General features: G+C 41.9%; 29 protein-coding genes. All 29 read right to left on the bottom strand.

Going from position 1 to position 17337, the window contains the following annotated elements; all coding sequences use genetic code 11:
- Positions 1 to 14: 14 nt before the first annotated feature.
- The 29 genes from MHI12_RS08075 to MHI12_RS07935 all read right to left on the bottom strand — a co-directional run bounded on the left by MHI12_RS08075 (position 15) and on the right by MHI12_RS07935 (position 17304).
- Entirely contained in the window at positions 15 to 437 is a 423-nt protein-coding gene (locus MHI12_RS08075) for a hypothetical protein (protein WP_405172083.1), read from the bottom strand.
- Positions 438 to 534: 97 nt separating this feature from the next.
- A complete protein-coding gene (locus MHI12_RS08070) occupies positions 535 to 1215 on the bottom strand; it encodes a zinc dependent phospholipase C family protein (protein ID WP_405172082.1) in 681 nt (226 codons plus the stop codon).
- A gap of 137 nt (positions 1216 to 1352) precedes the next feature.
- Positions 1353 to 2132 (bottom strand): hypothetical protein, encoded by a 780-nt coding sequence (locus tag MHI12_RS08065; protein WP_405172081.1) that lies wholly within the window; start codon positions 2130 to 2132, stop codon positions 1353 to 1355.
- Positions 2133 to 2240: 108 nt separating this feature from the next.
- On the bottom strand, positions 2241 to 2384 hold the full coding sequence (locus MHI12_RS08060) for a hypothetical protein (RefSeq protein ID WP_165790066.1): 144 nt from the start codon (positions 2382 to 2384) through the stop codon (positions 2241 to 2243).
- Between the two features lie 175 nt (positions 2385 to 2559).
- A complete protein-coding gene (locus MHI12_RS08055) occupies positions 2560 to 3015 on the bottom strand; it encodes an NUDIX hydrolase (protein WP_340027022.1) in 456 nt (151 codons plus the stop codon).
- A 45-nt stretch (positions 3016 to 3060) separates the two neighbouring features.
- On the bottom strand, positions 3061 to 3651 hold the full coding sequence (locus MHI12_RS08050; protein ID WP_211081242.1) for an HD domain-containing protein: 591 nt from the start codon (positions 3649 to 3651) through the stop codon (positions 3061 to 3063).
- 30 nt (positions 3652 to 3681) lie between these two features.
- Complete coding sequence (locus MHI12_RS08045; RefSeq protein WP_405172080.1) at positions 3682 to 4521, bottom strand: GNAT family N-acetyltransferase; 840 nt, start codon at positions 4519 to 4521, stop codon at positions 3682 to 3684.
- Positions 4522 to 4574: 53 nt separating this feature from the next.
- Positions 4575 to 5030, bottom strand: a complete 456-nt coding sequence (locus MHI12_RS08040; RefSeq protein ID WP_341006470.1) for a GNAT family N-acetyltransferase — start codon at positions 5028 to 5030, stop codon at positions 4575 to 4577.
- Between the two features lie 37 nt (positions 5031 to 5067).
- A complete protein-coding gene (locus MHI12_RS08035) occupies positions 5068 to 5961 on the bottom strand; it encodes a PhzF family phenazine biosynthesis isomerase (protein WP_405172079.1) in 894 nt (297 codons plus the stop codon).
- Entirely contained in the window at positions 5954 to 6619 is a 666-nt protein-coding gene (locus tag MHI12_RS08030) for a Type 1 glutamine amidotransferase-like domain-containing protein (RefSeq protein WP_405172078.1), read from the bottom strand. Before MHI12_RS08030 ends, MHI12_RS08035 begins: the two co-directional genes overlap by 8 nt.
- A gap of 20 nt (positions 6620 to 6639) precedes the next feature.
- A complete protein-coding gene (locus MHI12_RS08025) occupies positions 6640 to 7182 on the bottom strand; it encodes a GNAT family N-acetyltransferase (protein ID WP_405172077.1) in 543 nt (180 codons plus the stop codon).
- Between the two features lie 6 nt (positions 7183 to 7188).
- Positions 7189 to 7599, bottom strand: a complete 411-nt coding sequence (locus tag MHI12_RS08020) for a DUF6979 family protein (RefSeq protein ID WP_405172076.1) — start codon at positions 7597 to 7599, stop codon at positions 7189 to 7191.
- A gap of 24 nt (positions 7600 to 7623) precedes the next feature.
- On the bottom strand, positions 7624 to 8139 hold the full coding sequence (locus tag MHI12_RS08015) for a nucleoside deaminase (protein WP_341006467.1): 516 nt from the start codon (positions 8137 to 8139) through the stop codon (positions 7624 to 7626).
- An 85-nt stretch (positions 8140 to 8224) separates the two neighbouring features.
- Positions 8225 to 8794, bottom strand: a complete 570-nt coding sequence (locus MHI12_RS08010; RefSeq protein WP_340908911.1) for a phosphoglycerate mutase family protein — start codon at positions 8792 to 8794, stop codon at positions 8225 to 8227.
- 15 nt (positions 8795 to 8809) lie between these two features.
- Positions 8810 to 9301 (bottom strand): NUDIX hydrolase, encoded by a 492-nt coding sequence (locus tag MHI12_RS08005; protein WP_405172075.1) that lies wholly within the window; start codon positions 9299 to 9301, stop codon positions 8810 to 8812.
- A complete protein-coding gene (locus MHI12_RS08000) occupies positions 9298 to 9483 on the bottom strand; it encodes a hypothetical protein (RefSeq protein ID WP_405172074.1) in 186 nt (61 codons plus the stop codon). The genes MHI12_RS08005 and MHI12_RS08000 overlap by 4 nt, the downstream gene beginning before the upstream one ends.
- Before the next feature lie 41 nt (positions 9484 to 9524).
- Positions 9525 to 10364: an adenylyl-sulfate kinase gene (locus MHI12_RS07995; protein WP_405172073.1), complete on the bottom strand. Its 840-nt coding sequence runs from the start codon at positions 10362 to 10364 to the stop codon at positions 9525 to 9527.
- Positions 10365 to 10423: 59 nt separating this feature from the next.
- Positions 10424 to 10933, bottom strand: coding sequence for a hypothetical protein (locus MHI12_RS07990; protein ID WP_341006463.1), 510 nt, complete (start codon positions 10931 to 10933; stop codon positions 10424 to 10426).
- Positions 10934 to 11209: 276 nt separating this feature from the next.
- Positions 11210 to 11557: a hypothetical protein gene (locus MHI12_RS07985; RefSeq protein ID WP_405172072.1), complete on the bottom strand. Its 348-nt coding sequence runs from the start codon at positions 11555 to 11557 to the stop codon at positions 11210 to 11212.
- Between the two features lie 5 nt (positions 11558 to 11562).
- On the bottom strand, positions 11563 to 11955 hold the full coding sequence (locus MHI12_RS07980; protein WP_341006461.1) for a hypothetical protein: 393 nt from the start codon (positions 11953 to 11955) through the stop codon (positions 11563 to 11565).
- A 77-nt stretch (positions 11956 to 12032) separates the two neighbouring features.
- Positions 12033 to 12431, bottom strand: coding sequence for a hypothetical protein (locus MHI12_RS07975; RefSeq protein WP_405172071.1), 399 nt, complete (start codon positions 12429 to 12431; stop codon positions 12033 to 12035).
- A 15-nt stretch (positions 12432 to 12446) separates the two neighbouring features.
- The gene (locus tag MHI12_RS07970; RefSeq protein WP_405172070.1) at positions 12447 to 12857 is read right to left on the bottom strand and encodes a hypothetical protein; all 411 of its coding nucleotides are present in this window, start codon (positions 12855 to 12857) and stop codon (positions 12447 to 12449) included.
- Positions 12854 to 13300, bottom strand: coding sequence for a LytTR family DNA-binding domain-containing protein (locus MHI12_RS07965; RefSeq protein WP_047842163.1), 447 nt, complete (start codon positions 13298 to 13300; stop codon positions 12854 to 12856). The genes MHI12_RS07970 and MHI12_RS07965 overlap by 4 nt, the downstream gene beginning before the upstream one ends.
- Before the next feature lie 208 nt (positions 13301 to 13508).
- On the bottom strand, positions 13509 to 14009 hold the full coding sequence (locus MHI12_RS07960) for a hypothetical protein (RefSeq protein WP_405172069.1): 501 nt from the start codon (positions 14007 to 14009) through the stop codon (positions 13509 to 13511).
- A gap of 25 nt (positions 14010 to 14034) precedes the next feature.
- Entirely contained in the window at positions 14035 to 14538 is a 504-nt protein-coding gene (locus MHI12_RS07955) for a DUF4188 domain-containing protein (protein WP_405172068.1), read from the bottom strand.
- A 33-nt stretch (positions 14539 to 14571) separates the two neighbouring features.
- Complete coding sequence (locus tag MHI12_RS07950) at positions 14572 to 15024, bottom strand: hypothetical protein (RefSeq protein ID WP_405172067.1); 453 nt, start codon at positions 15022 to 15024, stop codon at positions 14572 to 14574.
- Positions 15025 to 15489: 465 nt separating this feature from the next.
- The gene (locus MHI12_RS07945; protein ID WP_405172066.1) at positions 15490 to 16125 is read right to left on the bottom strand and encodes a hypothetical protein; all 636 of its coding nucleotides are present in this window, start codon (positions 16123 to 16125) and stop codon (positions 15490 to 15492) included.
- A gap of 160 nt (positions 16126 to 16285) precedes the next feature.
- A complete protein-coding gene (locus MHI12_RS07940) occupies positions 16286 to 16750 on the bottom strand; it encodes an NUDIX domain-containing protein (protein ID WP_405172065.1) in 465 nt (154 codons plus the stop codon).
- A gap of 71 nt (positions 16751 to 16821) precedes the next feature.
- Positions 16822 to 17304 (bottom strand): hypothetical protein, encoded by a 483-nt coding sequence (locus tag MHI12_RS07935; protein WP_405172064.1) that lies wholly within the window; start codon positions 17302 to 17304, stop codon positions 16822 to 16824.
- Positions 17305 to 17337 lie beyond the last annotated feature (33 nt).

Raw genomic sequence — 17337 nt, 5'->3', positions numbered from 1 at the left:
TTCCATATACCTTCTTAATCTGTACGTCTCTGAATCAGTCTTCTTAGTTGATTCGCATCTTCAAGAGGAATGCTATATCCAGTATGCGTGTCTTCCTCGTTTACTAACAAGCCTTGCATCTTGGGATCCATTCCCAATGAAAAATCATACCGTGTAACCGAACCATCTGCATTATTAATACTCATCTTGTACTGCGTACCATAATCAATAATACCCGGCATACGCTCTGCCTTATGTATGGCCTCCATCATGATTCGAATCTCGTCAGGTCGATCAAACTCAACATCTTGGCATGGTTCCGAGGCAAGGTTGGGATTACACGTTAAAGTGATCAGTACAGGAAGCCCTTCTTCCGCGTTCGATTCATTCGGTTTACTGCAACCTGCAATGAACGTGGCAATGACAAATACGAGCAACACTCCTACATATTTCACCATACTGCGTGCCTCCCTGACTTAGTATTAATAAACTAGTAATGAGTAGAGAAGTAATAAATATAGTATATAATGACTCAACTGCACTAACTATCTATATTCATATCAAGTTACGTAACTCCGGGCCCCATGAAGACAACAGAGAGATCAGTCGCTCTACGTTCTCTTCCACAAATACCTGAACTCTCTCACCCGTAATGAACTCAGGAGTAATTCCCGGTTCTTCCCCATTCAGAAAAGAAAACGTGTGGTCCCGCCAGCGTACAATCTCATCAGCAGTTAAACGATCCGTCATGTCATAACCCGGTGAACTGTTGAGCACCTGCCATACCTCTTCGCTCCAACTTGAACCTTGATAGAGATTGAAATCGATCTGGTCCGTCTCCTGGTAATATAAACGCGCTAGTTCATCCTTCGATCTGCTACTTCCTGTATGTTGATCTACCTTGTTGACCCGTTCCACGAATTCAGGATGTACACTCCGGAACCAGTAATAGTCTGTCAGCACATGCATAAAGTATCCTCGCACAAACCACTTCCATCCTTCATCGGTAAGTTGGTGCATATAGAATGAGTATAGATCCTTCAGTTCACCAACGTAATCTCCATCATCTTTCGGGTTAAAATGGGTGTATTCCTTATCATCTCTGGTTGTACCTTCGCGCATATGTATGGAATCCGGGGCGATATTCCCCAGATAGAATGAACCTCGATCAGCCTGCATTTGCAGCGAGTCTGCAATTCGATTAGCGATATTGAGATGAACCATAGGTAACGGCATAGAGTTAATCTCCTTTTATCGGGAAGTATTCTACTATACTTAGAAAAAGAAACGATATAACTTACTGGTGCAACGTACAGATCTCGCGAATAGTGAGACTTCGCTAGGTTCCACCTTTTTTCACCGTAGATGCGTGACTAACCCTGTATTCTCTCCACTTGCATGCGGTCAAACAGCTGCTCCAGATCCGTATGGTACTCCGGGTGCTCCTTCACAAGCAGACTAATGTATTCCGATCCACATTCATAGAATACCAGACGATTAAACGGAGCAGTATCTCCAAAATGATTGCTTTCCTGCCCAAATTTTGCCCGAATCAGATTCTCAATATAACGCGCGTAACCCTCGTTCCACTCCAACCAGCTCCAGTACTCGGCTTGCTCTTCATTTAATGAAGTGAACAACGCCTTTCTAGCTGTTTGTACTAGTGTCAGGTCTTTACTCTTCAAAGCAGACAACAATGAGTTAATCCGCTCCACAACGATTTCATCTTCATACGGAAATTCATAATCCAGTTCCCATGTCACACGCTTCAATTGCGTCATTTTATGTTTAATCTGAAGACGGTTCACGATCCGCTCATCATATTTCTCATATACATAACAATGAACATATTCGTGGAACAGATAGACTTTCTGCTCCAGATCTTTGAACGCTGCATCCGTTACGATCGCACACATTCGTTCGTCCATATGAGGCACTGGCATGGCTGCAAGGCACTCATCAGGAATATATAAATCGTCCGGTACCGTCTTCACCCACTCGTATTGTTGCGTCTTGGACGAATAATCATAGATATACAATAAAGCTTCATAGGCTACAACCACTGGATAATGTTCTGCAAATAAAGGATGTATGCTAACCAAGTCCTTCTGAAGCTCGTTTAACTTGTTAATTTGTTCTAAAAAAGCATCCATGTCATTAACCCTCTCTTTACTGGATTGATGCGTTAATCATACTAGATTAGGAAAGATAAAACACTGAGAGAAAAATGATAATTCTGTTCGAATGTGATCTGGTGAACGTTAGAACCGCTCTCCGCGTTTCTCATACAGGTAGATGTCCAGTGCCTGAATCCCACGCCGGGCAAGCTTAATAAACAGGATCAGTGCATACACGCCCAGTCCGTATAACAGTACATTAATCAACATTAGAAATATCGTAATCATAATTATTATTCCTCCTAATAGACCCTTTTAAATATTCACTCCCTATTCTAGCATATTTTTCCTTAGTTAATTTTTTGGGTAGATGTAAGGGGCATTTAGGTGCTTATAAGTTGAAAATAAAAAAATCTTCCACACCCATTTGTGAAAGGTGCAAGATTTATAATCAGGTATACAGCTAGTGAGTTCTAATATATCCTGCCTTCTTCAACACATATTCCGTAAACGGATTGATCTCAGGGATCGGCTGATTCAGATCAAAATATCGGAGTTCCAGCCCTTCATCATCCATAATGGTTGGGCTGCCCTTGATACCTGAAGCTTCATAAACAGCCATGACGTTGTAAACTTCATCACCATGTGGATACTGATAGTACATGTCCTCACCTGAAAAAATGCTAATGAGTTTGAACGATTCCGCTCTCAGTCCGGCCTCTTCATACAATTCCCGCGCAGCTGTTTCCTCCAAAGACTCCCCGGGTTCCATGGATCCCCCAAGTGTCCCCCAATCCAAGCTATCTGTACGTTTTTGTAGCAACAGGTGACCTTCCTCGTTGAAAACGAGTACACATGAGCCCGCCATAATTAGAGGACGCGGGCCCACCAGTTTTCTTAGCTCCATGATATATCCCATCCATGCCTCTCCCCCATCTTCAAAGTGCATACGTGAAACGTACCCTTATGATTTGGTCAAGATTCCCTGATCCACGGATTTCTGAATAAGCTGCTGCGCATACTCCCACAATGTTTCGGAACCGTTTGCAATCTCACGGTTTCTGTTTAACACCTGTTCACTTGTAATGTTATATTTCTGCCACGTATCTCCCTCATTCTGATGATTGTGGATAAGAGGCTGCAGCCGATCGAGAGATGAGGCAAATTGTGCTTCAGGCGTCTGTTTTGCTTCAAACTCTAACCATAACTGGAGTAGTTCTTCAGCCTGTTCCTTAGGCAACATACCAAACAGCCGATGAGCCGCTTGGAGTTCACGATCATATTTATCCGTGTGTCCCACCGTATCATAAGCGAATGTATCTCCGGCATCAATCTCGACCAGATCATGAACGAGAAGCATCTTAATGACTTTGAGGATATCCACATCCTTGTTGGCATGACTCTGCAAAACCAAGGCCATCATCGCCAGATGCCAAGAATGCTCCGCATCATTTTCAAGTCTCTCACCATGCATAATTCTCGTCTTTCGTTCAATCGTTTTGAGTTTATCAATCTCAATGAGAAATTGAATCTGATCCTGTAATGATTCGCTCACAGCACATCCTCCTTCAGATCCCATACCTATCTACGTGAATAGATCATACCAGTAAACTCTATAGTTAAAATCCAGTGACATGACAACACCCTGTGCCAAACGAATTGAGCCCGCATTGTCCGGTGAACAATCCCAATACGGATGTATACCTACACGACCGCATTCCTCTACAAAAGCTTTTGCCACCATCGCACCATAATTTCTTCTTCTGTAGACTTCAACCGTTTCAATATCAACCGCATGTGTCTGATCTGCAATAAATGCCGACAGGCAAACACTAGCGATATCATCGTTATGTAGTGCAATATAGCCAAAGCCATGTTGTAAAAAATCATCTATTGTCGTCCAAAAGTGAGAGATTTTATCTTTCAGGAATGGAGAATTGTTATATCTTTTCTCTCCTAATAGTACTTCATCTATCCTGAGAATTCTGACTTCCTCGTCCTGAGAAGCACATATGTCGAGAGGTACTTGCTGACCTATCGGATCTAGATTCAATTTGAATACATGCTGAATGTCACTGGAGATCTCTCTTTTCCCGGAGATGTGCTGAAGAATATCTTCCCAGGACTCGTCCACCACACCAATTTCAACAGCATGCATATGTAAGTTCAATAACTCAGGTTCAATACGTTCCCGCATGTACTCTTTCAATTCATTCAGAAAGGGCTCACTTCGAGAGTTGCCAATCAACTGAAAACCAGATTGTCCATGTATCCAAATTAGTGCTGCAGTGATATTCTCTTCATCATCGACATAGATCCGTCCCGGATTCAAGCCAGACGCCACCGCCTTGACTTCAATATTCTGACACGAGTCCGTGAGATGTTTTACTTTGTGGAATTCATGTTTATTAATCTCGGTAATCATAGGTTCATTCCTCCTGAATTCAAAACAAAGCCCTAAAACGTGTGTAACCTCTATTAAATCTTATATTCATAGATTCTCGTCTCTTCATCATCAAGCAGATATCCTTTACCAATATAGGCCCAGTTATTTTTCTCATAATAATCGGTCAGATCAGTACACAAATATAGCTTGGCATACCCTTTTGCTTTCACCTCATTTAATGCATGGGTCTGAAGTTGTCCACCTAGGTTTCGGCCCCGATATTCTGGATCAACATGAAGACATGCAAACCAGGGAAAGAGATCCTGTCTGCTATTCAGATCGCTTCGTAATAATGCGTAACCACCGATAATTCGGTCTCCATCCAACATCACATAAAATCTTGGTACATCACTCTCTGTATCCACAGAACGCTCTATACAATCTCGATAGAAATGGAGGCTTGATTCCGAGCCCCATTGTTTCCAGAAATACTGTACCGCCTCTTGCAGCGCGTCCGGCTTCTGCCGAATATCAAAAATTTGCAACATGTTAATCTCCCTTCACGCTTTTTGCTTTCGTATATGATCAGGTGTCCAATTCAATATTCAGTTCACGCACAAAAACAGCTGTCCCCTTCATTCTGACATCCATTTCCTCACCATCCCGAAATACACTCACTTGAACCTTTCCATCTCTACCAATCTCATGCCCTTGCTCTATCACAAACTGTACCTCATCAATCTCCGGTTTCACATAGGTTAAATAATAAGCACCCATTACCCCGGAGGCTGTTCCAGTCACTGGATCTTCCGTCGTACCTGAGAACGGTGAAGAGAAATGTCTCGCATGCATCATCGCATCGGAATCACGGGTTTCGAAACAAAAGGGATGCAGGGAAGCTTTGGGATTCTCAATTAAAATTCCTGGGAACAGGGAAGAATCCGGTTTCATTTTCATAAAAGAGTTCAATTCACGAATCGGGATTAATAACGTCCAAGTTCCCGTACTCCCATAAACGATTGGCGTAGAAAGGTCGACATCATCCAGAGTTAGGTTTATGGCGTTTACCAGCTTCTCGATATCCCCCTGGAATGGTATAAACTGCGGCTGATCCTGTTTCATTTCCATGTAAATGGTGTCGGTATTGCGCTCAAATCGTATGGGTAATATACCTACATTGGTTTCAATCGTGATTAACTCTTTGTCACCCAACATACCGCGCGTCTTCAAACCATACAATGATGCCATTGTGGCATGACCACACAGATTAATCTCATGGCCCGGTGTAAAATAACGTAATCTGACGTCAGCTACTTCAGAATTCAACACAAATACCGTCTCATTAAAACCAACCTTGTAAGCGATCTGCTGCATCTCCGTCTCACTAAAATGATCCGCATCAAAAACCACTCCTGCCGGGTTACCTTGACCGGGAACTGTAGAGAAAGCATCATAATGATAGGCCGTAATATTACTCATCAGCAGACCCACTCTCTCTGAAATCTACGAAACTCACATTTCCATATAACTCTACGCTATCACCATCAACTACAACCCCGCCACCATCTTGGCACGCATAAACCGCCGAACGATTAACACGTGTATACTCTCTTAATGAATTCAGAGTGTCTTCCGAACCGTCCCAATGCGGTGCAAATTCTAAATTAACGAGACCCAGTGCTTTCATATCTTTGAGATCTATATTGTTTTCATCAGCATCTTCCCCATACCCTGCTATCTCTATCGTAGGTGTAGTCAGAATACTGCCTGCACTGACCCCAATCAGAATGCCGCCACTCTTCACATAGGAACGCAGCAAACCAACCATATTTCTCTTCTGTAATAAACTTAGAAAATAAAACGTATTCCCTCCGGATAGATGAATCGCATCACATTCAAAAATAGAGCCAAATGTTCTCTCCTCATACTCCAGATCAAGATCGAAATATTGAATGTTATCTATTCCTATTTGATTATAGTAACGTCTAGTGTGTTCAAAATACTTCCGCTCCGGGTCGGAGCACGAAGGGATATATCCGATGGAAGGCTGTTCACTGTTGAATAAGCTTCGTATTCTCTGATCCAATTTATCGTTTGATTCGAAAATTAAATCACTTAACAGAACCAACGTAGTCATATTATTTCCTCCCGTACCTATTAGACTAGCTTAAACTCTCTATCTAAAATCGAGAAAAAATACTGGTCTGTCCACTGATTGTTCCACCATAGTTCTTCCTGGAAGATGGCCTCCCGTGTCATTCCTACATGCTGCATCAGTGCGACTGAGCGAACGTTTTGTGAATTACACCTGCCGATGACCTTATGAGCTTGTAACTCTTGAAACGCAAATTGTAACAAAAGACGTGTAGCCTCGCTCCCATATCCGTTGCCTGCGTATTCTGAAAGCACACCGTACCCAAGTTCCCAGCTTTTTCGGTAATCCACATAACTCCACATTTGAACAATCCCAATTGGTGTATCTTCCGGATCATTCAAGCGGCGTATAACAAAATCATAGGCATACGGTTTCTCATCTGCGACAGCAAAATGGCTGCGATATTTCTCACGGACCTTTTCCTCATCCGTTTCAACAGTTTCCTCAAAGCTCCATATGTTTGTGTCACATTCAAGTTGACATATGAAGTCGAGGTCCTGCTCTGTGACTGTTGTTATTTTGACCTTCTCTCCCACAAATTCCATGTGGATTCATCTCCTTTTGATTAGGATCATTCCTTTTCCCCATAGCCCTTTAACAATATCAACCTGATAGTTTGACTTAATCACTTTCCCCTCAGTGACCGCTGACCACAACCTCTTACTATCTTCATGAACCATACTAGAGTCCTTATAAAATAACTTAACCGTGTTAATGGCATATCTTTTATTTAACGAGTTCTCTTTATGATTATATCTTCCTTGGGGGATACCTCTGACATAACCATCCTCACATAGACCCAAAAAAGCAGTTCTTGGACAGCCTTTCTGTTGTCCCCAACTCCCCTCACCGAACAACTCTCCAGTCGCAAAATTCCATGCCTCAACTGGATCAACAAATTTCTTGGTCTCTACGTAATGGACTGCATTAATACTGGCTTGAGCATATTTTTTTTGAGACATGCCAACATCCCCTTTATAAAAAGATCATTGCTTCGGAATCTCCCATTCTGTATTAAGCAAACCTCTACCAATATTCCATTTGGCGAGCAAAGCTCTCTGTCTGTTTTCCAGATCAAGGTAGGGTGCTGCAACACAGGATAGCGTGTCGAACATATGGATAAAATGAGGCCCTTCCTTGAAACGTCGAAGCCCGCCATATTCTTCATCATCTGCTGCCCATACAATCTTTTTAATCCCCGACATTAATATGGTGCATGAACACATGGGACAAGGCTCACAGGTAGTATAAAGCGTCAAGTCTTTCTTCTTCGAGAATTTCTTCTTCTCTACATCCAGCAAATGTTTTCCTGCCCGACGAATGGCATCCACCTCAGCATGTGCGGTCGGGTCGCAATCCGAGAAGACTCGGTTCCGGCCTTTACTCACGACAATCCCATCCACATCCACGATTATCGCACCAATCGGATACGTTCCTTCAGTAAATGATTGTTCTGCTTCTTCCAGAGCCAAAGTTAGATACTCATAATCCGATAACTTCATTGAAAATCCCCCTAAGTGCAGTTATAGTCGCTTATAAAGCAGATCCTTGTCTAATGTGTAGTAAAAGAGATTGTCGGGATCTCCTTTAAAAGTTCTTGATCGTGTACTGCCCTGCTTCACCAAGAAAATCACTTTTGGTTAACCCTTCTTCTCCGAGTACCATCCTGTAGTTCGATATCGTACCATCATGGGAAATGATAAACGTATTGCCGCTCTGTTGCCTGCACCATTCAAGAAGCTGCTCAGCTAATATCTTGAATCGACGTGCATCCATCTGATTAATACTCTCTTCCCAACAATCCAATCCTAACTCAACCATTTTTAAGTCAGTATACTGATGGCTGAGTTCTTCCTTGGAGTAGGTCTGATCGCAGACGAAAGGTACAAACTCTGGATTCTGAGGAAACATTCTTGGGCCAACCAGCGGGCTTAAGAACACAAGATTTTTGTTAGGGATCAGAAGTTGTGCTGTTTCAATAGTACGTTTTGTTGGACTGACCAAAATGACGTCTTCAGGTGCAAAAACCATTTGTTTTCGCAACGCTATGACCTGACTTTTTCCCAATTCAGTGAGACCAGGATGCAGGCAATTTAATTGGTTTGGGTAATCCATCAAATGTTCGCCATGACCATGACGAATAAATGTAATGTCCATAAGACCTCTATTCCTCTATTTCTGAATGAAGTGTTTGATGCTTTTTGCATCAAGGAGAGTAGTCAGTTCCTTTCTCAAAAACACAGGATAGACTTCCATTCGCTCCAGTTCGTCCAAGGAAAACCATCGGAAGATTAACTTACCGTTATCCTCTAGACCTTTGAATTCTATTTCACTATAAAGCTTATGGGCTTCCGGCAATGTGATGACATAATAAAAACCAACTTCATGATACTTCAGGCCATCATATTCAAAGAAATCTTCACTAACATATGCGAGCCTTTGCGCTTCTACATGAACACCCAGTTCCTCCATCATCTCTCGCACAATAGCCGCTTCTGTTGTCTCGTTTAATTTCACCCGACCTCCGGGCAGATTCCAGAAATCATCCTGTTCAGTCGTATGTAAAAGAACTCTTCCCGCATCCATCACAATACCTGCCACACGGAAGTTGAATTTGTTGTTATTTTGTTCATACGATATATTATTGTTATCTGCAGTGGTCATCTCGCTGACCATCCATCAGCAAATCCGTCCATGAATCCCATGATGAATGAGGGAATGATGAGTACGAGCAATAAAATTAAACTGGCTATGCCCCATCTAAGAATTACTTTCCGTTTGCTTCGAACACCTATAATAATTAAGATTGCGGTTGTTGCAATTAAGGTTACTCCATAAAATGTCATAAAACTGACCTCCGGTATGTATTCGTATTTCATTAAGGTTACTACAGAATCTTTTCTAGCTTGTGCCTACAAGCCTCGCGGTCATAATCCGAATTATCCAGCCATACCTTATCCATTTGAAGTAACCCATAGATTTCGGACTCTAGCTTCTTTCTTTCCTGCAAAACCTGTACCGTACCCTTAACACCCTGATAACCCTGTGCCTGCCCCAAACCCTGGTTCGTATAATAATTTATGAATCCCTCTGACCATTCTTTTGGTCTTTCACTAACTGCCTTATCAAAGGTATAGGATATATCTTTCTGGTCGATATAGATGAGAAGTGGATTCAAAGCATGAATGATACGCCCCAGTTCCAATACATACTGCACGTTCTGCTCTTTGGATTGATTGCATTTTACAAGACCCATGGTTAGTGGATTCTGGATAAAACAACACTCAAATATCGTGATGCAGTCATCATTTGTGCTTAACACGTTTTGGGCGAAATCTTGCCACTTCTCGGTGATCAGCTTAACATTTTGCTCAAAAGGAATTTCGTAAATATCTCGGCTGAATATATCCTGTAAGACATGGTCGGGAATATCTATTCCCCATTGCTCTTTCATCTTACGGTATGGAATCAGGAAACCTTGATCATGGACCGTCGCATTGCTTTTCAGAATCTCTCTGTATTCTTCATGTGTTTTCAATAAAACCTCGAAGTCTCCAGCATAATAAAAAGATACGCCCTCGTAATCAGCAGGGTGATCCAGGTTTCCTTCTTGAAATAGTTGTACCTCCTTGCCTTGTCCCTTTAAAATTTCGGAAACCATCTCGGCAACCGTTGACTTGCCTGAACCCGGTAAACCTTCAATCAGTATTAATCGCCTTGCCATCATTACATCACCCTTTATTTTGTGTGAAGATATGGATCTTCCATGTGTCAGACACTATGTTATTAATCAATATCTGCAATAACCCATTGCGCGTTATCGCCATCTTCTTTCTTTTTCCAAAACACCATCGTATTGTTATACTCTTCGTTGTTCTTTTTTAACTCATTAACCGTCACCACTGCCTGAAAGAGCTTCCTTTGCTCCTGTATAGTTATGTCGCTCATGGGAGTAACCTTGAGAACTTTGTATCTTCCCATACCTGATATAGGAGATTTTGGATCAAAAAGATTCATATATCGCTTTTCATCCTCTTCGTATAAATAACGCATACGTGCATTCATAAGTTTGACGATTTCCAATTTGTCCCCTGTATAGTTTGTTTCATCGAGATACTCTGGTGGGATGTCTTCATTCTCTTGGGATGTCGATATTTCTTCATCCTGTTGTGTCACTTTTGCTGTGACACTTTGAACCGAGGAATCTATTGATCGCTGTGCATCTTCAGTGTTTCCCTTGTTCTGACAGGCCGCTAGAAGTAGAAATAATAATGAAACTACGGTTAACTTTTTCATAGTCAGCCCTCCATTCAATCATGGATAATACTCCCCTGGTAAAGACCTTAAATGCCTATAATTTAAAATAGAGACTTCCTATGTATGTAAAATTTTATCTCAAGGTACATCATAACCCATAATGTGGAATTTGCGAATAAACGAAGTTAACCATCTCTGTTTCTATCGTATTTCACGCAAAAAACCACACTTCTCTGCACGAGTTACATCATGCAAAGCGCGTGGTTATCAGTAGAACTTTCACTCAACTTTTGTAACTGTCCACAATCAATCTAGCTATCTATTAAATAGCATATTCATCATGCCAACCGCTTCAATCTGGATCTCTTTTTCTTCATGATCCGAGAAAAGGTAACTATATGTTGAAAAGATTCCCATATGCCGTATATGTCCACCTTTAACATGAAGATTCCTTCCCTCACCATCGATTCTCTGCACAAACATCCTGCCTTCAATCACATTATACGAAGAATGGATGTTATGTTCACTTGCGAGCCATGCGACAAAATCTTCTTCGTTTGGATTGGTCATTATTAAAATAACGAACAGAACAACAAGCACAACAATTCCCGCTCTTAGTCCCGCGCCCCTCTTGCTAACATGCTGCGTGTTCTCACGCTCCATCCCGTTCACCCCGTTTCTTGAACAGAAATCTCTACGTTCTTTGCCAAAACCCAACCACTCAATCCATACGAGGATGAGATCACCATGTACTTGTATTTCTCCTCAATCAGCCGGATTTGCAATTCGTCATAGGAATCATAACTGACAGGCCAACCGTAGCCCTTTCCCGACTCTAACAACTCTCGATTATGAGGGACAAAATGCTCTATGTCCCAATCATCGAGATCCAAAATAATACTGCCATGCAGCGGTGTATCAAACGTATGGGCCATTACACCAGAGAATAAAACATCCATATTTTTCGGCACATCATGACTCGAACGAGTACACATCCTTATCCTTTCGTTCTCTAAATCGACTTCGTAGCTTAATATGATGTTGTCATGCAAACTTGGCATAGTCCCCCGCCTTCCAGTATGTCTGTTAGCTCGTTTATTCCATGCCTATGAATTACCTCATCCCGTATGTTCATATATTAAACACCATAATATTGTTTATAGTCTGAGACCCATTCCATTTTGGAAAAATCAACTAAGTCATACGGCTCGCACTGTTTAAGGTAAAGCAACTCCTTTTGCGCCTGTTCCCCGTCCATATTTTCCAGGTAAAACAAGGTTTCCTCATACCCTGCACCACATAATAACTGCACATCAATATAACTGCCCGTATCCTGATTCTTTCGTTTGGCTTGCCAGATCAGCGTGGTGTCCTCCACATTTCCAATACAGAATAACATGATGCACAACAGTCTCAGAACCTCGTTATCCTCTGACTTCCGGTTCTCAATCTCTTGCTGAAGCAGCTGTCGGATGGCCTCCCGGTGTACCTCATCAGGTTCCAATTTGTACAACTGCAACAGTTTTTCCTCGTTCATACGTGTACTCCCTACCTACTTGAGAATGTTATTTAACTCTTCCGCTTTTTTCCTGCTATCTATTCTAGCATAAAAATAAAAAGCGATGACGTGCAGCACGATAGATAATAACCACATGCCGGGGAACCAGGGAGCGATGAATTGGAACATGTCTACCGAGAATAACCATACCATCGCCATACCTCCTGCAATATTGAATGTGGAAGAAATGACGATATTCCATATCGGTTTTAACGTAAAATAGTTCCACAGTATGTTATACATCATTCCAAACAACAAAGCTGCAATAAAAGCAATACCCGCTATGTTCCATAAATAGGACATCTGAATGGGCAGATCACCAAAGAATATTGTAGCCAAGAGCGTGATCCATAGCGTCATTATAGTGAATACTTGAAAAAAAGAATTTCTAAGTTGAGTAATCATGATAATTTCCCCCTAAAGTTTTTAATATAAAATCGGCTGACGAAGTAACTGGAGCTATCGCTCAGGTCTACCTTAATTCGAGCTTGGTCTGTTGCAGAGAATGCGGTGATGTACCGCGTATTGATGATCGTTTGATTATTGATTTTTACAAAATGAAGGTCATCCAGATCCTCTTCTACAAATTTCAGACGTTTATGAAGCAAATACCTCTCGCCTGAGATCACCCGGACACAGCACATCCGATCCTCTGATTCAAAGGCAACCACCGAGCTCAACTGGATCTGTATATTGCGATTATTCTTGGCATGGATGACCGTTAATTGAGTTTCCGATTCACAGATTGCCTTCTGAATACGGTCCCACTTCGACTTCTCCGCAGGATGGGTTATGACCTTGGCTAACCTTTTTTCAACTGTCGTGTCCTCTTCAAAAATGACTTTCATGTGTTTGCCCCTCCTCTCACAACTCATATTACAAGCATAGTTACGGCAATCCCACTGTACTGCGTTTTGTTGCATGATTTTGCAAGTTTGTTGCATCGGTACTGCATAGATACTAAAAAGAACCACTCCATGGGAGCAGTTCTTCTATGTACTCATCCAAAGCATTCAAGGCATGAGCTATTCTTTTTTATCAAAGTGCTGCCTTAACCTACTCAACCTCCAGATACATCTCCTGATTTTGCAGGATCATCTCATTCATATGTGTAATAGCAGCTTGCGCTACGGTCTGATAGGTCGCATATAATGCCTCAGTTCTCTGAAACAAGATCGGGTCCTTCTCCAGATCCATTGGCAACACCTCACGCCAATCTTCACCCACTTTATTTTTGTCCGTAATGAGCCTTTCAATCTGATCCAATACAGTCACCATCTCATCTATACGAAAAAAACGCATCCCATTTTTTATTCCATTCCAGCTCTTGATCTCGATGATGTTATATGCCGAAAACCAATAAAATTCTGCCATACTCTTCGTGTGATTGTGATAGGAATAGAACAGAAATAAGGCTTGTTGCCCTTCATGTAACTTTCGGTATATCTCTGTTTTGGCCGCCATATCTCTGCCCCGTACAGAAACAAGCATCGGTTTAATACACAACCAGCTAAGCTGCTTTGAATGTACATTTTCTGCTCGCACTCTAGCCTTCATAACATTCTCCTCTCTATTCAGCGCTTCAAGGATTCTCTGGTGCTTCCACTGCCGGGTCATTCTCTCCGCCCATTCTGCGTCTGGATGTCTCCATCTTCCCTGTCGAAGGCACATGTTCAGACGCTTTAGCTAATCCAAATTTGGGCATGTTGGCGTATATGGTTTCGAAGGAACCCGACTGAGCCTTGTATGTTTCATGATAGATCCCTACAGTTCCATCTGAACCGATGGAGCGGTTGAATCTTTTCCAAGCTTCCAAGTGTAGTCCGCCCCGTGCGTATTTCTCCAATTCATCGTAAGAGCGCCAGTATTGGAGTAGCGTCACCCCACGCCAGCTAATAAAATACTCTGTACTCAGAAATCCAGTCTCCGGATTCATATACAGTTCTTTAATCATCGGGCCCATGGACTTTAAGACAGGCAGCCATTTGTGTATAGCCCACAAACGATTGATCCTCATTCCGATAATAAAAACAACAAATTCTCCCTCGATCTGAGCTGAGTATCTTCCCTTATATATATTCGGCACGTCACCCCTCCTTCTCGTCAAAAACAATCGATTTCATCGGATCTGGACGCCCCTTCCTATCTGCTCATAGGCATTCAGGGGAAACTCAAAACTCCACCGTTTGTGATATTCCTCCAGTCCCATTTCCTTCAATTTGCTTAATTCTCTGTAAAATAGCTTAGTCAACTTGACCAAGGTTAACTCCTCGGACATAAGTAAACGGCCCTCTGTAACGGCTTCCGTGCTAAAGTTATTACTCATCTCATACACCATGAATTGGACGATTACCTGCGAACGTTTCTTGATCCAGAAGCGATATTCTCCAGGTTCGGTCTGCATAGTCATGGTTACCTCCGTGGCTCCTTTGTGCAATGCAACGAATTGACGTGCTATCTCATCCACCGCATCCGACAAAAAAGAAACAGGAATCTCAATCTGTTCTCCCTGATCAGGTTGAACCAGGATATCCAGCCATCCGTGAGGTTCAAGCGTCATAACGATGTCCATGTCCTTCCTCCTCTATGTGATTCTATGATGCAAGATTAACTGGAGATCATGTCTTTCAGTATATAAAGCTTCTAATTTAAAATTAGGTGAGTTGTGGAGCAGTAGACGTGCTTTCAATTTGTGTTCAAGTTCCTTATGATCGTGTTTGTTTCTCTGCCATTAGAATCCTTACAATGCTGGTCGCATTGTTAAATTTCATTTTGTTATTCTTCTGTTGGTAGTCCCACCCTTGTTTTATAGCATATTGAATAAGGTTGGATATCAGTTTGGGTTCATAGACAAATATATCCCATGTATCTTCCCAAGCAACATCGAACTCTACAAATGTAGATTTAAGCGCATTCGAATAAACCCGAATGACGATATCGTAAGCTTGCTCATCCACAACGTAAAGGAAAAGTGTATCATTCACTACAATTTTGCGTACTTGTTTCCTGTATACCTTCAGGTAAATCCCTCCCTTGCTTACACAGTGCTGCGTAAATCTTCATACACATTCCATTTTGTATACAATTGTTTTAGCGCTAACGCCGTTTTATGTATGAACTCTTCCATAGCTTCCATGGATAAAATATTTAAATCACCCAAAGGTTCGTTGTCAGGGTTAGCTAAAAACTCAAGTTTCTCTCCTCTATACTGGTACACCTCAGATTCCAGCAATCCCCCTAAATCAAATGCTCTTCCCACATTCAGCTCATTTAACCATTCATGGGCCCCGTTCCAATTCCGTAGAATCATAAACTCCAGTTTAGTGACATCCTGTGTATACACGCTTCTTCCATTGGGATGAACTTCATATGTAGGATAAATATCGAATGTCCACACACGGTCTGTATAGATGTGGGCGATGAAACCGCACAGATATTGCATGAATTTGGGATCACTATAAGCCAACTTCTTGTTGCACTCAAAAAAGGCTTCAAGCTCTTCGTCTGTTGCGAATCTTCCTGCCTCTGGCATGAGGTGGGTTTTTGCCTTTTCGGTACGAAGATTGGTTCTAACATGGATGGAATCTGGAGCAAGGCTTCCCAATAATAATTCAGGGGATGGATCTGATATCACTTCCGATGCAATTGCAAAATGAACCATCGGCCAAGGCAATGTAAAAACTCCCTTCTATAAGAATGCTACACTTAATGCTCTATGACCTACTAAGCTAAGTGCTCACTCTCTTGTATATGTATCAATTCAATATCCTCACAATAAAATCCTAATGTTCCGTTCTCATAGTCCTCAACGTAATACTATTATATTAACGCTGTCACTTGCGTAGTAATTTAGACTCTCCTTGCTTCAAGTCTACAAATATAGACTTCTGCACCTTGTTAATTGTGGAAATATCAATCTCATCCACACTTTTAAAAACAAGCTGTAACGACTCCTTTTGTTCATCTTCAAATAAAAGAGTTACCTGATCATCACAGAGTTTTCCTTCCAACTCCGCAATAACGTCAAATAAAAACATTACAAATACTACTTCATTTCCATCCGGATACGTATAGTGCATCCTCTCGCCCGTGTAGATGGAGGCCAATTCATAAGAACTCACCTCAAGCCCTGTTTCCTCTTTCACTTCTCTAATCATGGTTTCTTCGATTCGTTCACCTGGCTCCATACCACCACCGGGTAACCCCCAATCTCCATAATCTGATCTCTTTTGCAGCAGAACCCTCCCCATATGATCTCGAATAATAGCTCCACCCGTAACTACAATACGACTAGTCATTACTCTTGCTCCTCTCTGTTGAGTTGCTCCTCAACAGCTTACGATTTTAATCAGGAACCTTTTCTATCGATTTATATACCAAAATGCACAATACATTTCCCATTTACCTCAGCATACTTTGCCATATTTGCAAGCTTGTTTAATTCGTTGATTAATTCAACTTTGTTGTACACGAGTTTCTCGTAGTAGCCCTTCCGTTCTTCTCCATCAACACAGTAACTCCCTGTTAGAACAATCGGATCAGTCGCATGGTTAAACAGATCAATCCAGGCCCGAATGAGTTGATGAAACTTCAACAAAACATCCTGTTCTTCAATAACGGTTATTCCATAGTTGTTCAGCCCACCACATCTCATGCAGGTAGATGGATTCCATGTATCCAACCAACAAAGGGAATCATAGATGTACGCAATGAATTCGTCTTCCAAGGTCGCATGATTCTCTGTGGTTAATCCACTTCCATGTATTCTCCCTTGTGAATCCCATGAGTAGGAGGTATGAATATTTCCGTCTACTTGCGATTTGTTTTCGATAACAAAATGATGCACTGGCATTCCTACGTACTCCCCCCCCCTTACGCGTCACTC

Source organism: Paenibacillus sp. FSL H8-0280 (assembly GCF_045040665.1).
Taxonomy (GTDB): domain Bacteria; phylum Bacillota; class Bacilli; order Paenibacillales; family Paenibacillaceae; genus Paenibacillus; species Paenibacillus xylanexedens_A.
The sequence above is the reverse complement of the archived record's forward strand: the minus strand, read 5'-3'. Positions and strand labels throughout refer to the sequence as shown.